General features: G+C 65.9%; 27 protein-coding genes and 1 tRNA gene. 22 read left to right on the plus strand and 6 right to left on the minus strand.

Going from position 1 to position 17,508, the window contains the following annotated elements; all coding sequences use genetic code 11:
- The 21 genes from AB7E83_RS17340 to AB7E83_RS17440 form a co-directional block, all read left to right on the plus strand.
- Positions 1 to 79 (plus strand): uL14 family ribosomal protein (locus AB7E83_RS17340; RefSeq protein WP_428571783.1); only part of this gene is annotated, 79 nt, incomplete at its 5' end.
- Between the two features lie 10 nt (positions 80 to 89).
- Positions 90 to 407 (plus strand): 50S ribosomal protein L24, encoded by a 318-nt coding sequence (gene rplX / locus AB7E83_RS17345; RefSeq protein WP_428571660.1) that lies wholly within the window; start codon positions 90 to 92, stop codon positions 405 to 407.
- 2 nt (positions 408 to 409) lie between these two features.
- The gene (gene rplE / locus AB7E83_RS17350; protein WP_428571662.1) at positions 410 to 1,036 is read left to right on the plus strand and encodes a 50S ribosomal protein L5; all 627 of its coding nucleotides are present in this window, start codon (positions 410 to 412) and stop codon (positions 1,034 to 1,036) included.
- Between the two features lie 9 nt (positions 1,037 to 1,045).
- Positions 1,046 to 1,351: a 30S ribosomal protein S14 gene (gene rpsN, locus AB7E83_RS17355; RefSeq protein ID WP_428571664.1), complete on the plus strand. Its 306-nt coding sequence runs from the start codon at positions 1,046 to 1,048 to the stop codon at positions 1,349 to 1,351.
- A 19-nt stretch (positions 1,352 to 1,370) separates the two neighbouring features.
- Positions 1,371 to 1,766, plus strand: a complete 396-nt coding sequence (gene rpsH / locus AB7E83_RS17360; RefSeq protein ID WP_428571666.1) for a 30S ribosomal protein S8 — start codon at positions 1,371 to 1,373, stop codon at positions 1,764 to 1,766.
- A gap of 17 nt (positions 1,767 to 1,783) precedes the next feature.
- The gene (gene rplF / locus AB7E83_RS17365) at positions 1,784 to 2,317 is read left to right on the plus strand and encodes a 50S ribosomal protein L6 (RefSeq protein WP_428571668.1); all 534 of its coding nucleotides are present in this window, start codon (positions 1,784 to 1,786) and stop codon (positions 2,315 to 2,317) included.
- Positions 2,318 to 2,328: 11 nt separating this feature from the next.
- A complete protein-coding gene (rplR, locus tag AB7E83_RS17370; RefSeq protein ID WP_428571670.1) occupies positions 2,329 to 2,694 on the plus strand; it encodes a 50S ribosomal protein L18 in 366 nt (121 codons plus the stop codon).
- 18 nt (positions 2,695 to 2,712) lie between these two features.
- A complete protein-coding gene (gene rpsE / locus AB7E83_RS17375) occupies positions 2,713 to 3,234 on the plus strand; it encodes a 30S ribosomal protein S5 (protein ID WP_428571672.1) in 522 nt (173 codons plus the stop codon).
- Between the two features lie 11 nt (positions 3,235 to 3,245).
- Positions 3,246 to 3,434: a 50S ribosomal protein L30 gene (gene rpmD / locus AB7E83_RS17380; RefSeq protein ID WP_428571674.1), complete on the plus strand. Its 189-nt coding sequence runs from the start codon at positions 3,246 to 3,248 to the stop codon at positions 3,432 to 3,434.
- 1 nt (position 3,435) lies between these two features.
- Positions 3,436 to 3,867, plus strand: coding sequence for a 50S ribosomal protein L15 (rplO, locus tag AB7E83_RS17385; RefSeq protein WP_428571676.1), 432 nt, complete (start codon positions 3,436 to 3,438; stop codon positions 3,865 to 3,867).
- Positions 3,868 to 3,900: 33 nt separating this feature from the next.
- Entirely contained in the window at positions 3,901 to 5,220 is a 1,320-nt protein-coding gene (secY, locus tag AB7E83_RS17390) for a preprotein translocase subunit SecY (protein ID WP_428571677.1), read from the plus strand.
- 46 nt (positions 5,221 to 5,266) lie between these two features.
- The gene (rpmJ, locus tag AB7E83_RS17395; RefSeq protein WP_011481465.1) at positions 5,267 to 5,380 is read left to right on the plus strand and encodes a 50S ribosomal protein L36; all 114 of its coding nucleotides are present in this window, start codon (positions 5,267 to 5,269) and stop codon (positions 5,378 to 5,380) included.
- Between the two features lie 16 nt (positions 5,381 to 5,396).
- Positions 5,397 to 5,762, plus strand: coding sequence for a 30S ribosomal protein S13 (gene rpsM, locus AB7E83_RS17400; RefSeq protein WP_428571679.1), 366 nt, complete (start codon positions 5,397 to 5,399; stop codon positions 5,760 to 5,762).
- Positions 5,763 to 5,777: 15 nt separating this feature from the next.
- Positions 5,778 to 6,182 (plus strand): 30S ribosomal protein S11, encoded by a 405-nt coding sequence (gene rpsK, locus AB7E83_RS17405; RefSeq protein WP_428571680.1) that lies wholly within the window; start codon positions 5,778 to 5,780, stop codon positions 6,180 to 6,182.
- 115 nt (positions 6,183 to 6,297) lie between these two features.
- The gene (gene rpsD, locus AB7E83_RS17410) at positions 6,298 to 6,921 is read left to right on the plus strand and encodes a 30S ribosomal protein S4 (protein WP_428571682.1); all 624 of its coding nucleotides are present in this window, start codon (positions 6,298 to 6,300) and stop codon (positions 6,919 to 6,921) included.
- Between the two features lie 63 nt (positions 6,922 to 6,984).
- Complete coding sequence (locus tag AB7E83_RS17415; protein WP_428571684.1) at positions 6,985 to 7,974, plus strand: DNA-directed RNA polymerase subunit alpha; 990 nt, start codon at positions 6,985 to 6,987, stop codon at positions 7,972 to 7,974.
- Between the two features lie 72 nt (positions 7,975 to 8,046).
- Positions 8,047 to 8,448 (plus strand): 50S ribosomal protein L17, encoded by a 402-nt coding sequence (gene rplQ / locus AB7E83_RS17420; protein ID WP_428571685.1) that lies wholly within the window; start codon positions 8,047 to 8,049, stop codon positions 8,446 to 8,448.
- A 23-nt stretch (positions 8,449 to 8,471) separates the two neighbouring features.
- A tRNA-Met gene (locus AB7E83_RS17425) sits at positions 8,472 to 8,548 on the plus strand.
- Positions 8,549 to 8,878: 330 nt separating this feature from the next.
- Entirely contained in the window at positions 8,879 to 9,670 is a 792-nt protein-coding gene (locus AB7E83_RS17430) for a substrate-binding periplasmic protein (RefSeq protein WP_428571686.1), read from the plus strand.
- A 19-nt stretch (positions 9,671 to 9,689) separates the two neighbouring features.
- The gene (locus AB7E83_RS17435) at positions 9,690 to 10,964 is read left to right on the plus strand and encodes a dicarboxylate/amino acid:cation symporter (RefSeq protein ID WP_428571687.1); all 1,275 of its coding nucleotides are present in this window, start codon (positions 9,690 to 9,692) and stop codon (positions 10,962 to 10,964) included.
- 21 nt (positions 10,965 to 10,985) lie between these two features.
- A complete protein-coding gene (locus AB7E83_RS17440; RefSeq protein WP_428571689.1) occupies positions 10,986 to 11,699 on the plus strand; it encodes an aspartate/glutamate racemase family protein in 714 nt (237 codons plus the stop codon).
- Positions 11,700 to 11,718: 19 nt separating this feature from the next.
- On the opposite strand, the gene AB7E83_RS17445 is transcribed toward AB7E83_RS17440, so the two are convergent.
- The 4 genes from AB7E83_RS17445 to AB7E83_RS17460 are packed head-to-tail and all read right to left on the minus strand — an operon-like array spanning position 11,719 to position 15,008.
- On the minus strand, positions 11,719 to 12,999 hold the full coding sequence (locus AB7E83_RS17445; protein ID WP_428571690.1) for a TRAP transporter large permease subunit: 1,281 nt from the start codon (positions 12,997 to 12,999) through the stop codon (positions 11,719 to 11,721).
- Positions 12,996 to 13,544 carry a TRAP transporter small permease gene (locus AB7E83_RS17450; protein WP_428571692.1) on the minus strand — a complete coding sequence of 183 codons (549 nt, stop codon included), beginning with the start codon at positions 13,542 to 13,544 and terminating at the stop codon, positions 12,996 to 12,998. Before AB7E83_RS17450 ends, AB7E83_RS17445 begins: the two co-directional genes overlap by 4 nt.
- A 7-nt stretch (positions 13,545 to 13,551) precedes the next feature.
- Entirely contained in the window at positions 13,552 to 13,992 is a 441-nt protein-coding gene (locus AB7E83_RS17455; RefSeq protein ID WP_428571694.1) for a type II 3-dehydroquinate dehydratase, read from the minus strand.
- Positions 13,993 to 14,009: 17 nt separating this feature from the next.
- Positions 14,010 to 15,008, minus strand: coding sequence for a TRAP transporter substrate-binding protein (locus AB7E83_RS17460; RefSeq protein ID WP_428571785.1), 999 nt, complete (start codon positions 15,006 to 15,008; stop codon positions 14,010 to 14,012).
- Between the two features lie 95 nt (positions 15,009 to 15,103).
- Between AB7E83_RS17460 and AB7E83_RS17465 the strand changes: the two genes are divergently transcribed.
- Complete coding sequence (locus AB7E83_RS17465) at positions 15,104 to 15,916, plus strand: IclR family transcriptional regulator (protein WP_428571696.1); 813 nt, start codon at positions 15,104 to 15,106, stop codon at positions 15,914 to 15,916.
- A 21-nt stretch (positions 15,917 to 15,937) separates the two neighbouring features.
- Here AB7E83_RS17465 and AB7E83_RS17470 read toward each other — a convergent pair whose 3' ends face one another.
- Both AB7E83_RS17470 and AB7E83_RS17475 read right to left on the minus strand, forming a co-directional pair.
- Complete coding sequence (locus tag AB7E83_RS17470; RefSeq protein WP_428571697.1) at positions 15,938 to 16,774, minus strand: shikimate dehydrogenase family protein; 837 nt, start codon at positions 16,772 to 16,774, stop codon at positions 15,938 to 15,940.
- Positions 16,775 to 16,823: 49 nt separating this feature from the next.
- Complete coding sequence (locus AB7E83_RS17475; protein ID WP_428571699.1) at positions 16,824 to 17,498, minus strand: hypothetical protein; 675 nt, start codon at positions 17,496 to 17,498, stop codon at positions 16,824 to 16,826.
- Positions 17,499 to 17,508: the final 10 nt, after the last annotated feature.

The following is a 17,508-nucleotide window of genomic DNA, read 5'->3' on the forward strand; positions in this document are numbered from 1 at the left end:
CATCTTCGGCCCGGTGACGCGCGAACTGCGCACCGAGAAGTTCATGAAGATCGTGTCGCTGGCGCCCGAAGTCCTCTAAGGAATCCGCCATGAACAAGATCCGCAAGGGCGACGAGGTCATCGTGCTGGCCGGCCGCGACAAGGGCAAGCGCGGCAAGGTCTCGCTGCGCAAGGATGCCGACTACCTGATCGTCGACGGCATCAACCTGGTGAAGAAGCACACCAAGCCGAACCCGATGAAGGGCACCACCGGCGGCATCGTGGAAAAGGCCATGCCCATCCACCAGTCCAACGTGGCTATCTACAACCCCGCCACCGGCAAGGCCGATCGCGTGGGCATCAAGGTCGATGGCGACAACCGCTCGCGCGTGTTCAAGTCGTCCGGCGAAGACATCAAGGTGGCATGACCATGGCAGACAAGCAAGCGAAAGCCGAGAAGCCGGCGAAAGCGGAGTCGCAGAAGCAGGCGGGCGGACGGCCCGAGAAGTCCGGCGTCCCGGCGCGGCTGCAGCAGCACTATCGCGAGAAGGTGGCCAAGGAGCTGAGCGAGAAGTTCGGCTACAAGTCCCCGATGCAGGTGCCCCGCATCACCAAGATCACGCTGAACATGGGTGTGAGCGAGGCGGTCGCCGATAAGAAGGTCATGGACAACGCCGTGGGCGACCTGACCAAGATCGCCGGCCAGAAGCCCGTGGTGACCAAGGCCAAGAAGGCCATCGCCGGCTTCAAGATCCGCGAAGGCCAGGCCATCGGCGCCATGGTCACGCTGCGCGGCGCGCGCATGTACGAATTCCTCGATCGCTTCGTCACCGTGGCCCTGCCCCGCGTGCGCGACTTCCGCGGTGTGTCCGCCCGTGCCTTCGACGGCCGCGGCAACTACAACATCGGCGTGAAAGAGCAGATCATCTTTCCCGAGATCGAGTACGACAAGGTCGACGCCATTCGCGGCCTGAACATCTCCATCACCACCACGGCCAAGACGGACGAAGAGTGCAAGGCGCTCCTCGCCGGCTTCCGTTTCCCGTTCAAGAACTGAAGGTGCATCGTGGCTAAAACTGCTTTGATCCAGCGCGAACTCAAGCGCGAGAAGCTGGTCGCCAAGTACGCGAAGAAGTACGAGGAATACAAGACCATCGCCAACGATGCCAAGCGCAGCGACGAAGAGCGTGCAGCCGCGCGCGATTCGCTGCAGAAGCTGCCGCGCAACGCGAACCCCACGCGCCAGCGCAATCGTTGCGAAATCACCGGCCGGCCGCGCGGAACGTTCCGCCAGTTCGGTCTGGCCCGCAGCAAGATCCGCGAGATGGCCTTCACCGGCGACATCCCGGGCGTGACCAAGGCCAGCTGGTAAGCCGGCAGGAGACACAAACATGAGCATGAGTGATCCCATTGCCGACCTGCTGACGCGCATTCGCAACGCGCAGATGGTCGCCAAGGCCACGGTGACGGTGCCCTCCTCCAAGGTGAAGGTCGCCATCGCCCAGGTCCTGAAGGACGAGGGCTACATCGACGGATTCCAGGTGAAGACCGAGGGCAACAAGAGCGAACTCGAAATCGCCCTCAAGTACTACGCCGGCCGTCCCGTGATCGAGCGCATCGAGCGCGTGAGCCGTCCCGGCCTGCGCGTCTACAAGGGCCGCGACGACATTCCCCAGGTGCAGAACGGCCTGGGCGTCGCGATCGTGACCACCCCCAAGGGCGTGATGACGGACCGCAAGGCGCGCGCAAGCGGCGTCGGCGGCGAAGTCCTCTGCTACGTTGCCTGATCGGGAGGAAATAGCATATGTCCCGAGTCGGAAAAATGCCGGTCGCCGTCCCCCAGGGCGTCGACGTGGCGATCAAGGATGACCAGATCAGCGTCAAGGGCGCCGGCGGCACGCTGTCGCTCGCCACGAACACGCTGGTGAAGGTGACGAACGAAGACGGCAAGTTGACGTTCACCCCCATCGACGAGTCCCGCGAAGCCAATGCCATGAGCGGCACCATGCGCCAGCTGGTGAACAACATGGTCGTGGGCGTGACCAAGGGCTTCGAGAAGAAGCTCAGCCTGGTCGGTGTCGGCTACAAGGCCGCGATGCAAGGCAACAAGCTGAACCTCGCGGTCGGCTATTCGCACCCCGTCAACGTCGACATGCCCGCAGGCATCAAGTTCGAGACGCCCACGCCGACGGAAATCGTCGTCAAGGGCGCCGACCGCCAGCGTGTTGGCCAGCTGGCCGCCGAGATCCGTGCCGTCCGCCCGCCCGAGCCCTACAAAGGCAAGGGCATTCGCTACGCGAACGAGCGGATCACGATCAAAGAGACGAAGAAGAAGTAAGGAGCATGACGATGTTGACGAAGAAAGAGCAGCGTCTGCGCCGTGCGCGCCAGACCCGCATCCGCATCGCCACGCAAGGCACGGCTCGCCTGATGGTGAACCGCACCAACCTGCACATCTACGCCAGCGTGGTATCCGGCGACGGCACGCAGGTCCTGGCCTCGGCCTCGACCGTCGAAACCGACATCCGCAAGGAGCTGGGTGCCACGGGCAAGGGCGCAACGACCGCCGCTGCCGCCGCGATCGGCAAGCGCATCGCCGAGAAGGCGAAGGCCGCCGGCGTCGAGAAGGTCGCGTTCGACCGCTCGGGCTTCGCCTACCACGGCCGCGTCAAGGCGCTTGCCGATGCGGCCCGTGAAGCCGGCTTGCAGTTCTAACGGACCAGGAATCTGAAAATGGCAAAGATCCAAGCGAAGACGCAGGGTGACGGTCCGGAAGACGGCCTCAAGGAAAAGATGATCGCGGTGAACCGCGTCACCAAGGTGGTGAAGGGCGGCCGAATCCTGGGCTTCGCCGCACTGACCGTGGTTGGCGACGGCGATGGCCGCGTCGGCATGGGCAAGGGCAAGTCGAAGGAAGTGCCGCTGGCCGTGCAGAAGGCGATGGAAGAAGCGCGCCGCGGCATGACCAAGGTGTCGCTCAAGAACGGCACGATCCACCACGCGGTGCATGGCCACCACGGCGCGGCTCGCGTCATGATGGCGCCGGCTCCCAAGGGCACGGGCATCATCGCCGGCGGCCCGATGCGCGCCGTGTTCGAAGTCATGGGCATCACCGACATCGTGGCCAAGAGCCACGGTTCGACGAACCCGTACAACATGGTCCGCGCCACGTTCGACGCGCTGAAGAACTCCACGACCCCCGCGGAAGTGGCGGCCAAGCGCGGCAAGTCGGTCGAAGAGCTCTTCTCGGCCTAAGGAGTACGCAAATGGCGAACGAACAACAGAAGAAGGTCAAGGTGCAGCTCGTGCGCAGCCCGATCGGCACCAAGTCCGATCACCGCGCCACGGTGCGCGGCCTCGGCCTGCGCAAGCTGAATTCCGTGAGCGAGCTCGAGGACACCCCGGCCGTGCGCGGAATGATCAACAAGATCGACTACCTCATCCGGGTGATCTGACATGGAACTCAATTCGATTCAACCCGGCGAAGGCTCCAAGAAGCCGCGCCGCCGCGTCGGTCGCGGCATCGGCTCCGGCCTCGGCAAGACCGCCGGCCGTGGCCACAAGGGTCAGAAGTCCCGCGCGGGCGGCTATCACAAGGTCGGCTTCGAGGGCGGCCAGATGCCGCTGCAGCGTCGCCTGCCCAAGCGTGGCTTCAAGTCGCAGAACCTCAAGTTCAACGGCGAAGTGACGCTGGCCCAGCTCGAGAAGCTCGGGGCGGCGGAGGTCGACCTGCTCGCGCTGAAGCAAGCCAAGCTCGTGGCCCAGATCGTGAAGAACGTGAAGGTCGTGAAGTCGGGCGAGCTGACCAAGGCCGTGAAGCTCACGGGCATCGGCGCGACCGCCGGCGCCAAGGCCGCGATCGAAGCGGCGGGCGGCAGCCTCAACTGAGCCGGATGGCTTTGACCCTCACGAAGGACTCGAGTGGCAACTAGCGCTGCACAAATCGCGAAGACCGGCAAGTACGGCGACCTGCGTCGCCGGCTGGTCTTCCTGCTGCTCGCTCTGGTGGTCTATCGCATCGGCGCGCACATCCCCGTCCCCGGCATCAACCCGGAGCAGCTCGCACAGCTGTTCAAGGGCCAGCAGGGCGGCATCCTGAGCCTGTTCAACATGTTCTCGGGCGGCGCGCTGTCGCGGTTCACGGTGTTCGCGCTGGGCATCATGCCGTACATCTCGGCCTCGATCATCATGCAGCTGCTCACCTACGTGGTCCCCACGTTCGAGCAGATGAAGAAAGAGGGCGAGGCGGGCCGGCGCAAGATCACGCAGTACACCCGCTACGGCACCTTGGGCCTGGCGATCTTCCAGTCGCTCGGCATCGCCATGGCGCTCGAAGGATCGCCGGGTCTGGTGATCAATCCGGGATTCGGCTTCCGCATGAGCGCGATGGTCAGCCTCACGGCCGGCACGATGTTCCTGATGTGGCTGGGCGAGCAGATCACCGAGCGTGGGCTGGGCAACGGGATCTCGATCTTGATCTTCGCCGGCATCGCGGCCGGACTGCCTTCGGCCATCGGCGGCCTGCTCGAACTCGTGCGCACCGGCGCGATGGGTCCCCTTACCGCGATCGCGATCGTGCTGGTCGTGGCGGCGGTGACCTACTTCGTGGTGTTCGTGGAGCGCGGCCAGCGCAAGATCCTCGTCAACTATGCGCGGCGGCAGGTCGGCAACAAGGTGTATGGCGGCCAGTCGTCCCACCTGCCCCTGAAGCTGAACATGGCTGGCGTGATCCCGCCGATCTTCGCGTCGTCGATCATCCTGCTGCCGGCCACGGTGGTGAGCTGGTTCTCGACGGGCGACGGCATGCGGTGGCTCAAGGACATCGCGTCCACGCTGACGCCGGGACAGCCGATCTACGTGCTGCTGTACGCCGCTGCCATCGTGTTCTTCTGCTTCTTCTACACGGCGCTCGTGTTCAACAGCCGCGAGACCGCCGACAACCTGAAGAAGAGCGGCGCATTCATCCCCGGGATCCGTCCCGGCGACCAGACGGCGCGCTACATCGACAAGATCCTGGTGCGGCTCACGCTGGCCGGCGCGGTGTACATCACCTTCGTTTGCCTGCTGCCCGAGTTCCTGATCCTGAAATACAACGTCCCCTTCTACTTCGGCGGCACCTCGCTGCTGATCATCGTGGTGGTGACGATGGACTTCATGGCCCAGGTGCAGAACTACCTCATGAGCCAGCAGTACGAATCGCTGCTCAAGAAAGCCAACTTCAAGACGTCGCCGGGCGGCTGAGAAGAATTCGCGCCGCGCAGGCGAAAGAGATTTAGGAGAGATAGCAATGAGAGTTTCGGCTTCCGTGAAGAAGATCTGCCGCAACTGCAAGATCATCCGCCGCAAGGGTGTTGTCCGCGTGATCTGCACCGATCCGCGCCACAAGCAGCGGCAAGGCTAAGTTTTAGAGGACGAACATGGCACGTATCGCTGGCATCAACATTCCGCCGCACCAACACGCCGAGATCGGCCTGACGGCGATCTTCGGCATCGGCCGCACGCGCGCTCGCAAGATCTGCGAAGCCTGCGGCATCGCGTACTCGAAGAAGATCAAGGACCTGACCGACGCCGAGATGGAGAAGATCCGCGAGCAGATCGGCCAGTTCACGATCGAGGGCGACTTGCGCCGCGAGACCACGATGAACATCAAGCGTCTGATGGACATCGGGTGCTATCGCGGTTTCCGCCATCGCCGCGGCCTGCCCATGCGAGGCCAGCGCACGCGCACCAATGCCCGCACTCGCAAGGGTCCGCGCAAGGCCGCCCAGGCGCTGAAGAAATAATCAGGAAGATAAGACATGGCCAAGGCTCCCGCCAATAACGCCGCGCAGCGCGTCCGCAAGAAGGTCCGGAAGAACGTTTCGGGCGGCATCTGCCACGTGCATGCGTCGTTCAACAACACGATCATCACGATCACCGACCGGCAGGGCAACGCGCTCTCCTGGGCCTCCTCCGGCGGCCAGGGGTTCAAGGGCTCGCGCAAGTCGACGCCGTTCGCGGCGCAGGTCGCCTCGGAGGTCGCCGGCCGCGCCGCGATCGACCAGGGCATCAAGAACCTCGACGTCGAGATCAAGGGCCCTGGCCCGGGTCGCGAGTCGTCGGTGCGCGCGCTGGCCGCGCTCGGTATCCGCATCACCTCGATCTCCGATGTGACGCCGGTTCCGCACAACGGCTGCCGCCCGCAGAAGCGCCGCCGTATCTGAGCCTGTCCCTGCGCGTGCAGGGATCCAGGGCTCGTTTTCGAAGCCCACCGCCGGCGGCGCATGCGCCACCGGCTCCCCCGGCACGAGGCCGGGGTAGTCATTCAAGGAAAGCAAAGTGGCACGTTATCTCGGCCCCAAGGCCAAACTCTCCCGCCGTGAAGGCACCGACCTGTTCCTGAAGAGCGCCCGCCGCTCGATCAGCGACAAGGCCAAGTTCGACTCCAAGCCCGGCCAGCACGGCCGCACCTCGGGCCAGCGCACCAGCGACTTCGGCCTGCAGCTGCGCGAGAAGCAGAAGGTCAAGCGCATGTACGGCGTGCTCGAGAAGCAGTTCCGCCGCTACTTCGAAGAAGCCGAGCGCCGCAAGGGCAACACCGGCGCCAACCTGCTTTTCCTGCTCGAGTCGCGCCTCGACAACGTCGTCTACCGCATGGGCTTCGGCTCCACGCGTGCGGAAGCCCGCCAGCTGGTGAGCCATTGCGCGATCACGGTCAACGGCAAGCCGGTGAACATCCCCTCGTACCTGGTGAAGGCCGGCGACCTGGTGGCGGTTCGCGACAAGTCGAAGAAGCAGAACCGCGTGGTCGAAGCGCTCCAGCTCGCAGCGCAGGTCGGCATGCCCGCATGGGTCGAAGTGAGTGCCGACAAGGCCGAAGGCACCTTCAAGAAGGTGCCCGATCGCGACGAATTCGGCGCCGACATCAACGAATCGCTGATCGTCGAACTGTATTCGCGTTGATTTTTCTTTAGTCCACCAGCCTTACCGGTGTAACGAGCCGGGGGTATTGAGAGGAAGCCCTGCATGCAGACCAATTTGCTGAAACCCAAAGCCATCAACGTGGAGCAACTCGGCGCCAACCGCGCCAAGGTGACCCTGGAGCCGTTCGAGCGAGGCTACGGCCACACGCTCGGCAACGCGCTGCGCCGGGTGCTGCTCTCGTCGATGGTCGGGTATGCGGCCACCGAGGTGACCATCGCCGGCGTGCTGCACGAGTATTCGTCGATCGACGGGGTGCAGGAAGACGTCGTCGGCATCCTGCTGAACCTGAAGGGTGTGGTGTTCAAGCTCCACAACCGTGACGAAGTGACGCTTTCGCTGCGCAAGGATGGCGAAGGCGTCGTGACCGCGGCCGACATCCAGACGCCGCACGACGTCGAGATCATCAACCCCGAGCATGTCATCGCCAACCTGTCCCAGGGCGGCAAGATCGACATGCAGATCAAGGTCGAGAAGGGCCGCGGCTACGTGCCCGGCACGATGCGCCGCTACGGCGACGAGCCGACCAAGTCGATCGGCCGCATCGTCCTCGACGCGTCGTTCTCGCCCGTCAAGCGCGTGAGCTACACCGTCGAGAGCGCCCGCGTCGAGCAGCGCACCGACCTCGACAAGCTGGTGATGGAGATCGAGACCAACGGCGCGATCACTGCCGAAGACGCCGTGCGCGCTTCGGCCAAGATCCTCGTCGAGCAGCTCGCCGTGTTCGCTCAGCTCGAGGGCAGCGAGCTCGCCGCCTTCGACCAGCCGGTCCAGCGTTCGAGCCAGCAGTTCGATCCGATCCTGCTGCGTCCGGTCGACGAGCTCGAGCTCACGGTTCGCTCCGCGAACTGCCTGAAGGCCGAGAACATCTACTACATCGGCGACCTGATCCAGCGCACGGAAAACGAGCTGCTCAAGACGCCGAACCTGGGCCGCAAGTCGCTCAACGAAATCAAGGAAGTGCTGGCTTCGCGCGGGCTCACGCTCGGCATGAAGCTGGAGTCCTGGCCGCCCGCCGGCCTCGACAAGCGTTAATCGATCGAATCTGAAATGGTGAACTGGCAGTACCTGACACGGCTGCCTTTGAAATAAGGAAAGGAACACACCATGCGCCACGGACACGGCCTCCGCAAACTCAACCGCACCAGCGAGCATCGCCAGGCGATGCTGCGCAACATGATGAACTCGCTGCTCCAGCACGAGGCGATCAAGACCACGGTCCCGAAGGCCAAGGAACTCCGCCGCGTCGTCGAGCCGATGATCACGCTGGCCAAGGAGCCGACGGTCGCCAACAAGCGCCTCGCCTTCGACCGCCTGCGCGACCGCGACATCGTCACGAAGCTGTTCGGCGAGCTCGGCCCGCGCTACAAGGCGCGTCCCGGCGGCTACACCCGCATCCTGAAGATCGGCTTCCGCGTCGGCGACAACGCGCCGATGGCGCTGGTCGAACTGGTGGATCGCCCCGATCCGGACGCGACGCCTGCCGCCGGCGAGCAAAGCGAAGCCTGATCGCGCTATAATCAACCTCTTGACGCGCGGTGGAGCAGCCTGGTAGCTCGTTGGGCTCATAACCCAAAGGTCGCAAGTTCAAATCTTGCCCGCGCAACCAAAAATTGGAAACGCCTACACGATCGTGTAGGCGTTTTTTTTTGCCTTCGGATAGGGGAAATCCTGCCGCATCGGTGTTGCCGGATCGGACGTGCATCGATACGATGACCCCCGGTCAGTATCAGAGGTAACAGTGATGGGGATGCAGCGAGCGAATGCGGCCGCCGGCCTGGGGTCGAGCGATGGAGGGCCGGCAGCATGGCTTCGGGTGCTGCTCGTTTTCGCCCTGTGCCAGATGTTCGGCGCCGCCCTGGCGCAAGCACCGGCTGCGCCCGCGGCGGCTCCCCGGCTTGCCGCTTCCGCCACGGCGGCCGCGCCAACGGCGGTTCCCATGGCCGCATCCTCGGCCATGCCGCTCGGCGGCCTCGTGCGCGTCGCCGATGGCCGCATGCTCGCACCGGACATCGCGCGCATCGTGCAGCGCGGCGAGCTCGTCGTGGCAATGCTCGGCGTCGACACACCCCCCTTTTTCTACGAGCGCAACGGCGAACTCGTCGGCGTCGAGGTGGACCTCGCGAAAGCCATCGCCAAGGAGATGGGGGTCAACCTCAAGTTCAATCGCCAGGCCAAGACGTTCAACGGCGTCGTCGACATCGTGGCCAAGGGCGAGGCCGACATGGGCCTGTCGAAGCTGTCGCGCACCCTGGCCCGGGCGCAGGTCATCAGCTTCACGCAGCCCTATCTGGTCATGAACCACGCGCTCATCCTCAACCGGGTGAAGTTCGCCGCGTTCGCGCGCGATCGTGCCTTGCCGGAGGTCATCCGCGGGTTCAAGGGGTCGATCGGGGTGATCGCGCGCTCGTCGTTCTCGGACTATGCGCGCCGCAACTTCCCGAGCGCAAAGGTCATCGAGTATCCCGGCTGGCCGGACGTGCTCAAGGCGCTCGACCGCGGCGAGATCATCGGCGCGTATCGCGACGAGTTCGAGGTCAAGCGCATCCTGAAGGCAGACTCCACGGCATCACTCGTGCTGCGCACGGTCACCTTCAAGGACCTCGAGGACACCCTCGGCATCGCGGTGGGCATCAACGACCACGTGCTGCTTGCGTTCCTGAACGAGTTCCTGTCCCAGCGGGCCGAGAAGCTCACCGTCAACAAAGTGCTGTCGGCACTCGAGAAATAGCCATCGGAGGGCCGTCGACATGGACGCCAAGAAAATCTACGCTTTCGTCCTGAACCCCTGGGTCATCATCGGCAGTCTGGGCTTGGGATTCCTCGTCGGCACGCTTTGGCCGCAGCAGGCCATCGGCCTCGGCGTGTTCGGCGACATCTACGTCGACCTGCTCAAGATGATCACGCTGCCCTTCATGGTGTCCGCGGTCATCTTCAGCCTCCAGCGGCTGTTCCGCGAAGGGGGCACCGGCCAGCTGCTCGGACGGCTCGCGGGTGTGTTCCTCGCGTTCTCGATCGCGGTCGCGATCATCGGCGCGCTGACGCTGCTGATTGTTCGGCCCGGTGAGAACCTGTCGAGCGAGACGATGAAGACCTTCGGTGAGATCGTGGGCAACGACCTCGCGTCGAGCGACACCGCGATGAGCCTGAAGGGGACGGACGAGCCGCGCAAGCAGGTCACCTTCTCCGAAGTGCTGCTGAGCCTCGTGCCTGCCAACATCTTCTCCGCACTCGCCAGCGGGGATACGCTGAAGGCGCTCGTGTTCGCGATGCTTTTCGGGCTCGCGGTCGGCCATGTGCCATCTCGCATTTCCGATGGCCTCACGCACTCGCTGGAGACGATCTACCACTCGTGCCAGACGCTCGTGCGCTGGCTGAATTTTCCCCTGCCGCTGGTGCTGTTCTGCATGAGCGCGGCCCAGTTGGGTAAGACGGGCGTCGGGCCGCTGCAGGCCATGATGCAGTTCGTGGTCGCCTTCTTCATCGCCTCCGTCATCATCATCGTCGCGGCCGCCATCATCATCTGGCGGCGCTCGAACAACTCATTCGGCCAGACGCTCGACGCCTTGCGCGGACCGTTCGCGCTGGCGCTCGCCACGCGCAGCAGCGCAACCTGCATGCCGGTGATGATCGAGAGCCTGGCCGACAGGCTGGGCTTCGCGCGCTCCCGCGTCGAGCTGCTCGTGCCGCTGTCCGTGTCGCTGCTTCGCGTCGGCCCGGTGGTGTACTACGTGTGCGCGACGCTCTTCATCGCTCAACTCTATGGCCGCGATCTCACCTTCGCGGACGTGTCGATCGTCATGGGCGCTTCGGTCCTTGCCGGATTCGCATCGGCGGGCATGACCGGCCTGGTCACGGTGTCGCTGGTCGGCATGACCTGTGCCTACCTCGGCCTGCCGTTCGAGGCGGCCTTCATCCTGTTCCTCGCGGTCGACCCGATCTGCGACATGCTGCGCACGCTGGTGCTCGTCATCGGCAACACCGCGGCCGTCTCGCTCATCTGTCCCAAGCCGCTGAAGATCTGACGCAACGCCAAAGGAGTCCCCATGTCCCGTATCGGAGTGTTCGGCGGCATGGGCCCGGCGGCCACCGTCGACTTCATGGACAAGCTGGTGCAACTCACGCCGGCTCGGCGTGACCAGGACCATCTGCCCGTCATCGTGGCGAGCCTGCCCCACGTCCATGACCGCTCGCGCGCCATCCTCGGCACCGGCAAGGATCCCTTGCCGCAACTGCTCGAGGGCATCGACTTCCTCAACCGAGCCGAAGTCGGCGTCATCGCGATCCCCTGCAATTCCTCGCACCACTGGTACCGGGAGATGAGCGAGCGCAGCAAGGTGCCAATCCTGCACATCGCGCGCGCCTGCGTGGCCGCGATTCCGCGCGAGGCCGCGGGCAAGGTCGCGGTGCTCGCGACACAGGGCGCGCTCGTGTCCGGCTTCTACCAGTCAGCGCTCGACGAGCGCGGCATTCCCTACGGCGTCCCCGACCAGGACACGCAGCCCTTCGTCAACGACTGCATTCGCCAGATCAAGGCGGGCGACATGAAGGACGGCGGCGAGAGCCTGGGCAAGGCGCTGGCCGTCGTGAAGGCGCAAGGGGCGACGGCGGTCATCATGGGCTGCACCGAGATCCCGCTCGCGGCACGCTACACCGACGCGCTGGGCCTGCATCTCATGGACAGCTCGCTGGAGCTCGCGCGCGCGACGGTGAACTACGCCCTCGAACGCGGTTGGCAGCGTACCGGCTGGGACGCCTGAGCGCGCCTGCGCCGACGCGTCAGCCCGACAGCCAGCGAGCCGGGACGGTCACCAGCGCCGGGAAGAGGGTCATCAAGAAGAGGATCGCGAACTCCGCGGCCATGAAGGGCAGCACGCCCCGGGTCACGTCGTCCAGCTTCATGCGTCCCACGCCGGCGACCACGTTCAGCACCGTGCCGACCGGCGGCGTCACGAGGCCGATGGAGTTGTTGATGATGAACATCACGCCGAAATAGACCGGGTCGATCCCGGCGGCCTTCACCACGGGCATCAGCACCGGAGTAAGGATCAGGATCGTGGGCGTCATGTCCAGGGCGGTGCCCACGACCATCACCAGCAGCATGATGGCCATCATCAGAATGATGGGACTGCCCAGGAGCGGCCGAAGCAGTTCGGTCACCATGCCGGGAAGGTTGGCGACGGTGATCAGCCAGGCGCTCACCATCGCGGCGGCAATCAGGAACATCACGACCGCGCTCGTCTTTGCCGCGGCCACGAACACGGGATAGAGGTCGCGCAGCTTCAGTTCGCGGTAGATGACGGTGGAGACGAACAGGGCGTAGACGGCCGCCACGACCGCGGCCTCGGTCGGGGTGAACACGCCCATGCGCAGGCCGACGAGAATGATCAGCGGCAGCAGCAGCGCCCAGCCGGCGCCCCGCGCGGCGGCCCAGACCTCCGCCGTGGACTTGCGCGGCGCCGGCTCGATCTTCTCCGCGCGAACGAGCCAGGCCCACGTGACCCACAGTGCGCCGCCGATCAGCAGCCCGGGCACGATGGCCGCGAGAAACAGCTTGGAAATCGACACGTTCGCCGCCACCCCGAAGATCACGAGTCCGATGCTCGGCGGGATCACCGGACCGATCACGCCGGTGGCGGCGATGAGCCCGGCGGCACGTTTGCGATCGTGCCCGGCCTTGACCATCATCGGCAGGAGAAGCGCGGTCAGCGCCGCCGCGTCCGCGACGGCGGAGCCCGACAGGGCCGACAAAAGGCACCCTGCCATGATCGTCACGTAGCCGAGGCCGCCGCGGATGTGTCCCACCATCGCGAGCGCCAGGTCGACGATGCGCCGCGACAGGCCGCCGACGTTCATCACCTCGCCGGCCAGCATGAAGAACGGAACGGCAAGGAGCGGGAAGCTGTCGGCCCCGCCGATCAGGTTCTGCGCGAGGATCTGGAAATCCAGCATGTCCAGGTGCCACATCAGCGCGACACCGCTCGCGAGCAGCGCGAAGGCGATCGGCATGCCGATGGACATGGCCGCCAGCAGCGCGCCGACGAAGACGACCAGCGTCATGGGCGGGTCCCCGGTCCGACGATGTCGCGCAACTGCGCGCTCTCCTCGGACTCTTGCACCATGACCAGTTCATCGTCGGCGAGCCGGCCGGTGAACAGGCGCGCCATGTCCGCGAGCAGGATCAGGCCCGCGACCGCGGCGAACACGACGGAAGCCGAATGCACGATCGCCATCGACCAGCCGGTGGTGGGGGCGCTCACGTCCCAGTTGATCTTGACCTGCTCCCAGCCGCCCCTGCCGAGCATGGCGACGATCGCGAGCATGAGCGCGTGGCTGAGAACCAGGCACACCTTCTTGCCGGCCGGCGGCAGCTTGCTCACGACCATGTCCATGCCCAGATGGCCGTGCTGGCGCAGCGCGACCAGCGCACCGAGGAAGGTGCCCCAGATGAACAGCCACCGCGACAACTCCTCCGACACGCCGATGCCGGAATTGAAGCCGTAGCGCATCACCACGTTGCCGAAGACGAGAACCACCATCAGGGCCAAGGCGGCGGCGATCGCCGCTTCCAGGACGCGGCACAGGGCGTCGATCAGGCGCTGCACGCGGCCCTCAGCCCTTCTCGCCGGCCAGGGCGGCCAGGGCCCGCAGTCCCATCAGATAGGAGTGCGGCCCGAGCCCCTGGATCGTGGCCTTGACGGCCGGCGAGATGATCGAATGCACGCGCCAGGCTTCCCGCGCGGCGATGTTGGACATATGCACCTCGATCACCGGGAACGGCATGGCCTTGATGGCGTCGTGCAGCGGCACGCCATGCTGGGTGAGCCCCGCCGGATTGACGAGCGCCCCCTGGGCCTCGTCGATGTAGCGATGCAGGAAGTCCACCAGCGCGCCTTCATGGTTGGACTGGATCGTCTCGAGCTGCACCCCGAGCTCCCGCGCGAGATCGGCGAGCCGCGCATCGATCTCGGCCAGGGTGGTGTGGCCGTAGATGTGGGGCTCGCGGCGTCCGAACAGGTTCAGGTTCGGACCGTGCAGGACGAGGAATTTCACGGGCGCCGGGTCGTGCATCAGAGCTTGGACACGCGTTCCAGTTCGGCCCGGAAGAGCGTCACCAGGGTCGGGTCGTAGGCCGCGGCGAACTTGTCGTAGACCGGGCGCACCGCGGCGCGCATCTTCGCGAGTTCGGCGGGCGCGATGTCGTTGTAGACCATGCCCTTGGCCGTCAGCTCGCCCAGCGCCTTGCTGGAGACTTCGCGGCTCACCACGCGCTGCCAGTTCTGCGCTTCGATGGCGGCGTCCTGCAGGATCTTCCGCTCCTGCGCGGAGAGGCGATCCCAGAAGCGCTTGCTGATCTGCACGGGGTTGGTCGCGTAGACGTGATTGGTGCCGCTCACGAACTTCTGCACCTCGAAGAACTTGCTCGATGCGATCACGGCGAACGGATTCTCCTGGCCATCGACCGCCTTGCTCTCGAGCGCGCCGTACAGTTCGGCGAACGGCATCGGCAGCGGGTTCGCGTTGAAGGTCTTGAAGGTCTCCAGGAACACCGGGTTGGGGATCACGCGAAGCTTCAGGCCCTCCAGGTCGGAACCCTTCGTGATCGGCCGCTTGCTGTTGGTCACGTTGCGAAAACCGAGGTCGAAGAAGGCCAGCACGATGACGCCCTTTTCCGGCAGCTTGGCGGCGAGCGCCTTGCCGAGCGGGCCGTCGACCATCGCGTCCGCCTGCTTCGCATTCGCGAACAGGAAGGGGAAGTCGAGCATGCCGAACTCCTTGACGATGCCGTTCAGCGAGGTCGTGGAGGCGACCAGCATTTCCTGCACCCCGCCTTGCAGCGCGGACTGCTGCTGCAGTTCGTTGCCCAGCTGCGACGCGGCGAATTCCTGCACCTTGATCTTGCCGCCGCTCTTGGCGGCCACGAGCTCGGCGAACTTCTGCACGCCCAGGCTGGTGGGATGGCCGACGTTGTTCAGGTGGCCGAACTTGATCGTGCGTTCCTGCACTTGCGCGCTGGCGCCGACGGCGGCGAAGAGGAAGGCGAAGGCGGCAAGGCCGCGGCGGGTCATCGGGGTCACGCGTGTCTCCTGGAGTTGTCTGTCGAAACGTCGGGCATGATAATTGGCATGTCAGAACACTGTTCCGAACTGGAAACCATTTTCATATGACGAACTCGAGCGCCGTTCTCTCGGGCACCGTCGATCGCACGCTGCGCATCCTGGAGACACTGGCGTCGCAACCCGAGGGCCTGCCGCTGACGGCGCTCGCCGACGAACTCAACCTGCCGCGCAGCGCTTGCCATCGGCTGTTGGCGGATCTGGTGCGTTGCGGCTACGTGCGCCAGTTGCGCGCGATGGGCGACTACGCGCTGACCACGCGCCTGCCCGCGCTGGGCTTGAGTTTTCTGGGCGCAGCCGGCATCCTCGACATCGCCCAGCCCATCATCGACCGGCTCGCGGAGGAGTGCGGCGAACTCGTGCGTCTCGCGCTCGTCGACGAAGACCGTCTCACTTTCGTCGCCAAGGCGCAAGGCGCGCGCGCGGGCCTGCGCTACGACCCCGACATGGGCATCGACGTGCCCCTGTCGTGTACCGCGGCCGGCCATGCCTGGCTGATGACCCTGGACGAGGAGCGCGCGACGGAACTCGTCGCGCGGCAAGGCTTCGGCACGCCGCGCGAGTACGGCCCCAAGGCGCCCACCACGTTCAAGGCGTTGATGAAGATCCTGGAGGAAGACCGCCGGCGCGGCTTCAGCATGATGGTGGAAATGTATGCGCCGGGCATGAGCGCCATGGCGGCGCCCGTGCAGGGAAGCGGCCGGGAAGTCGCCGGCGTCATCACCATCGCCGGGCCGATGCAGCGGCTGACGACCGCGGTCATGCAGGAGCTCGGCCGCCCGCTCGTCGAGGCGGCCGACGAACTGGCGGTCGCGGCGAAGAGCTCGCCTCTGCTTCGCCGACGCTCGGCGCGCGGCTGACCCCTCGCCTGCGCGACCGCATCAGTAGCGCAGCCGCGCGACGTCGCGCAGCCGATCCGCGGTGGTCGTCGGGAAGCCGAAGAACTCCAGGTACGGCGGAATCATTTCGAACAGCATGTCCGTGCCGACCTGCACGCGGCAGCCCCGGTCGCCCGCGGCACGCAGGAATTCGGTGACTTCCGCGCTCATCACGACATCGCCGACGAACGTGCTCGCGGCCAGGCGCGACACGTCGAGCGGCAGCGGATCGCCCGGGTTCATCCCGAGCGCCGTGGCGTTGACGACGAGGTCGAAGCCGGCCGGATCGTTGCTGCCGGTCGCCACGCGCACCCGCGGGAAGTGCTTGGCGAGGCGCTGGGCGAGCGCGCGTTCGGAATCCTTTTCGATGTCGTAGAGGGCAACTTCCTCCGCACCGGCCCCCGCGAGCGCCGCGGCGATGGCCGAGCCGACGCCCCCGCAGCCGACGACGAGCGCACGCGCGCCCTGCGTCGACAGCCCTTTGCTCCGCATGCCGCGCACGAAACCTTCGCCATCGAACTGCTCGCCCATCAGGCGCCCGTCCGCCAGGCGCTTGACTGCGTTGCACGCGCCCGCCACCTCGACGGCCGGAGAGGCAACGTCCAGCAGGCCGACGACGCTCACCTTGTGCGGCATCGTCACCAGCGCGCCCCGTGCGTTCTCCAGTCGGAAGAAGCTTCGCAGCACGTCCTCGAACGCTTGCGGCCTGCACCCCATCGGCACCACCACCGCATTGACGCCCGCCGACTCGAAGTACGGGTTGTAGATGAGTGGCGCCTTGAAGGCATGGGTCGGCCATCCCAGGTGGGCGATCAGCCCGGTGTTGCCGTCGATGTTCATGGCGCGTCACCCACGCCGCGACGACCCGCCCGCGGCGCGGGGAGTGCGCTCATGCGATGTCCGCGGGGACCGCGGCGTAGGCGAGCTGGTAGCGCCCGTGCAGGGCGCCCGCCGAGGCGCCGAGCGCCTCGAGCGCGGCGGCGCCGAGCTCGCCCCCCGCCAGCTCTTCGAGGGCAGCGAACTCGTAGCCGGTGATCACCAGCACCCAGTCCGCATACGAGTCGTTGCCGCGAATCTTCTGCTCGGCGGTCGCGGCGATCTGCGGAGGACTGTGCTTCAGCAGGTGCGCGCCGCCCACGCCCGGGCGATGCGGCAACGCCTCGAGCAGGGGCGCGAGTCCCTGCAACAGCGCCTCCCCCCGCGCCTCGGCGGGCGAGAGCCGCACGGTCAGCGCGTGCCGCGCCGTCACGCCTCCGTGCGAGACCAGTACGGTGCACTGGCTGCGCACCATGTTCCGATGGTGGGGCATCATCCGCGTCGACCACGGCGTCGGCGCGTTGAGGCGCGCCAGGTAGGCATCCGAGGAAAGCACGGCGTGCGTATCGAGCTCGTACAGCTGGAAGATGCCTTCGCCGCCCGTGGCGTCGCGCCACCGGCTCGCCCGCAGAAAGCCGGGAATGCCCAGCCGCTCCGGATAGTGTTCGTGCGTGTGCCAGTGCTCGAACTCCGGGCGTTGCGCCGGGGCCATGTCCCACCACATCGCAAGCGCAGCGTGTCCGAGCATCGGCGGATGA

The organism is Ramlibacter sp. (assembly GCF_050250995.1).
Classification (GTDB): Bacteria; Pseudomonadota; Gammaproteobacteria; order Burkholderiales; family Burkholderiaceae_C; genus Ramlibacter.

Bases quoted from the DNA above. Each gene is read 5' to 3' on its own strand.
- rplE (WP_428571662.1), top strand. From the start codon at position 410: ATGGCAGACAAGCAAGCGAAAGCCGAGAAGCCGGCGAAAGCGGAGTCG.
- AB7E83_RS17440 (WP_428571689.1), top strand. From the start codon at position 10,986: ATGTCCCGTATCGGAGTGTTCGGCGGCATGGGCCCGGCGGCCACCGTC.
- rpmJ (WP_011481465.1), top strand. From the start codon at position 5,267: ATGAGAGTTTCGGCTTCCGTGAAGAAGATCTGCCGCAACTGCAAGATC.
- AB7E83_RS17415 (WP_428571684.1), top strand. From the start codon at position 6,985: ATGCAGACCAATTTGCTGAAACCCAAAGCCATCAACGTGGAGCAACTC.
- AB7E83_RS17475 (WP_428571699.1), bottom strand. From the start codon at position 17,498: ATGCTCGGACACGCTGCGCTTGCGATGTGGTGGGACATGGCCCCGGCG.
- rpsE (WP_428571672.1), top strand. From the start codon at position 2,713: ATGGCAAAGATCCAAGCGAAGACGCAGGGTGACGGTCCGGAAGACGGC.
- rplF (WP_428571668.1), top strand. From the start codon at position 1,784: ATGTCCCGAGTCGGAAAAATGCCGGTCGCCGTCCCCCAGGGCGTCGAC.
- AB7E83_RS17460 (WP_428571785.1), bottom strand. From the start codon at position 15,008: ATGACCCGCCGCGGCCTTGCCGCCTTCGCCTTCCTCTTCGCCGCCGTC.
- rplO (WP_428571676.1), top strand. From the start codon at position 3,436: ATGGAACTCAATTCGATTCAACCCGGCGAAGGCTCCAAGAAGCCGCGC.
- rplR (WP_428571670.1), top strand. From the start codon at position 2,329: ATGTTGACGAAGAAAGAGCAGCGTCTGCGCCGTGCGCGCCAGACCCGC.
- AB7E83_RS17470 (WP_428571697.1), bottom strand. From the start codon at position 16,774: ATGAACATCGACGGCAACACCGGGCTGATCGCCCACCTGGGATGGCCG.
- AB7E83_RS17465 (WP_428571696.1), top strand. From the start codon at position 15,104: ATGACGAACTCGAGCGCCGTTCTCTCGGGCACCGTCGATCGCACGCTG.
- rpsK (WP_428571680.1), top strand. From the start codon at position 5,778: ATGGCCAAGGCTCCCGCCAATAACGCCGCGCAGCGCGTCCGCAAGAAG.
- AB7E83_RS17430 (WP_428571686.1), top strand. From the start codon at position 8,879: ATGGCCGCATCCTCGGCCATGCCGCTCGGCGGCCTCGTGCGCGTCGCC.
- rpsH (WP_428571666.1), top strand. From the start codon at position 1,371: ATGAGCATGAGTGATCCCATTGCCGACCTGCTGACGCGCATTCGCAAC.
- AB7E83_RS17435 (WP_428571687.1), top strand. From the start codon at position 9,690: ATGGACGCCAAGAAAATCTACGCTTTCGTCCTGAACCCCTGGGTCATC.
- rpmD (WP_428571674.1), top strand. From the start codon at position 3,246: ATGGCGAACGAACAACAGAAGAAGGTCAAGGTGCAGCTCGTGCGCAGC.
- rplX (WP_428571660.1), top strand. From the start codon at position 90: ATGAACAAGATCCGCAAGGGCGACGAGGTCATCGTGCTGGCCGGCCGC.
- rplQ (WP_428571685.1), top strand. From the start codon at position 8,047: ATGCGCCACGGACACGGCCTCCGCAAACTCAACCGCACCAGCGAGCAT.
- AB7E83_RS17445 (WP_428571690.1), bottom strand. From the start codon at position 12,999: ATGACGCTGGTCGTCTTCGTCGGCGCGCTGCTGGCGGCCATGTCCATC.
- rpsM (WP_428571679.1), top strand. From the start codon at position 5,397: ATGGCACGTATCGCTGGCATCAACATTCCGCCGCACCAACACGCCGAG.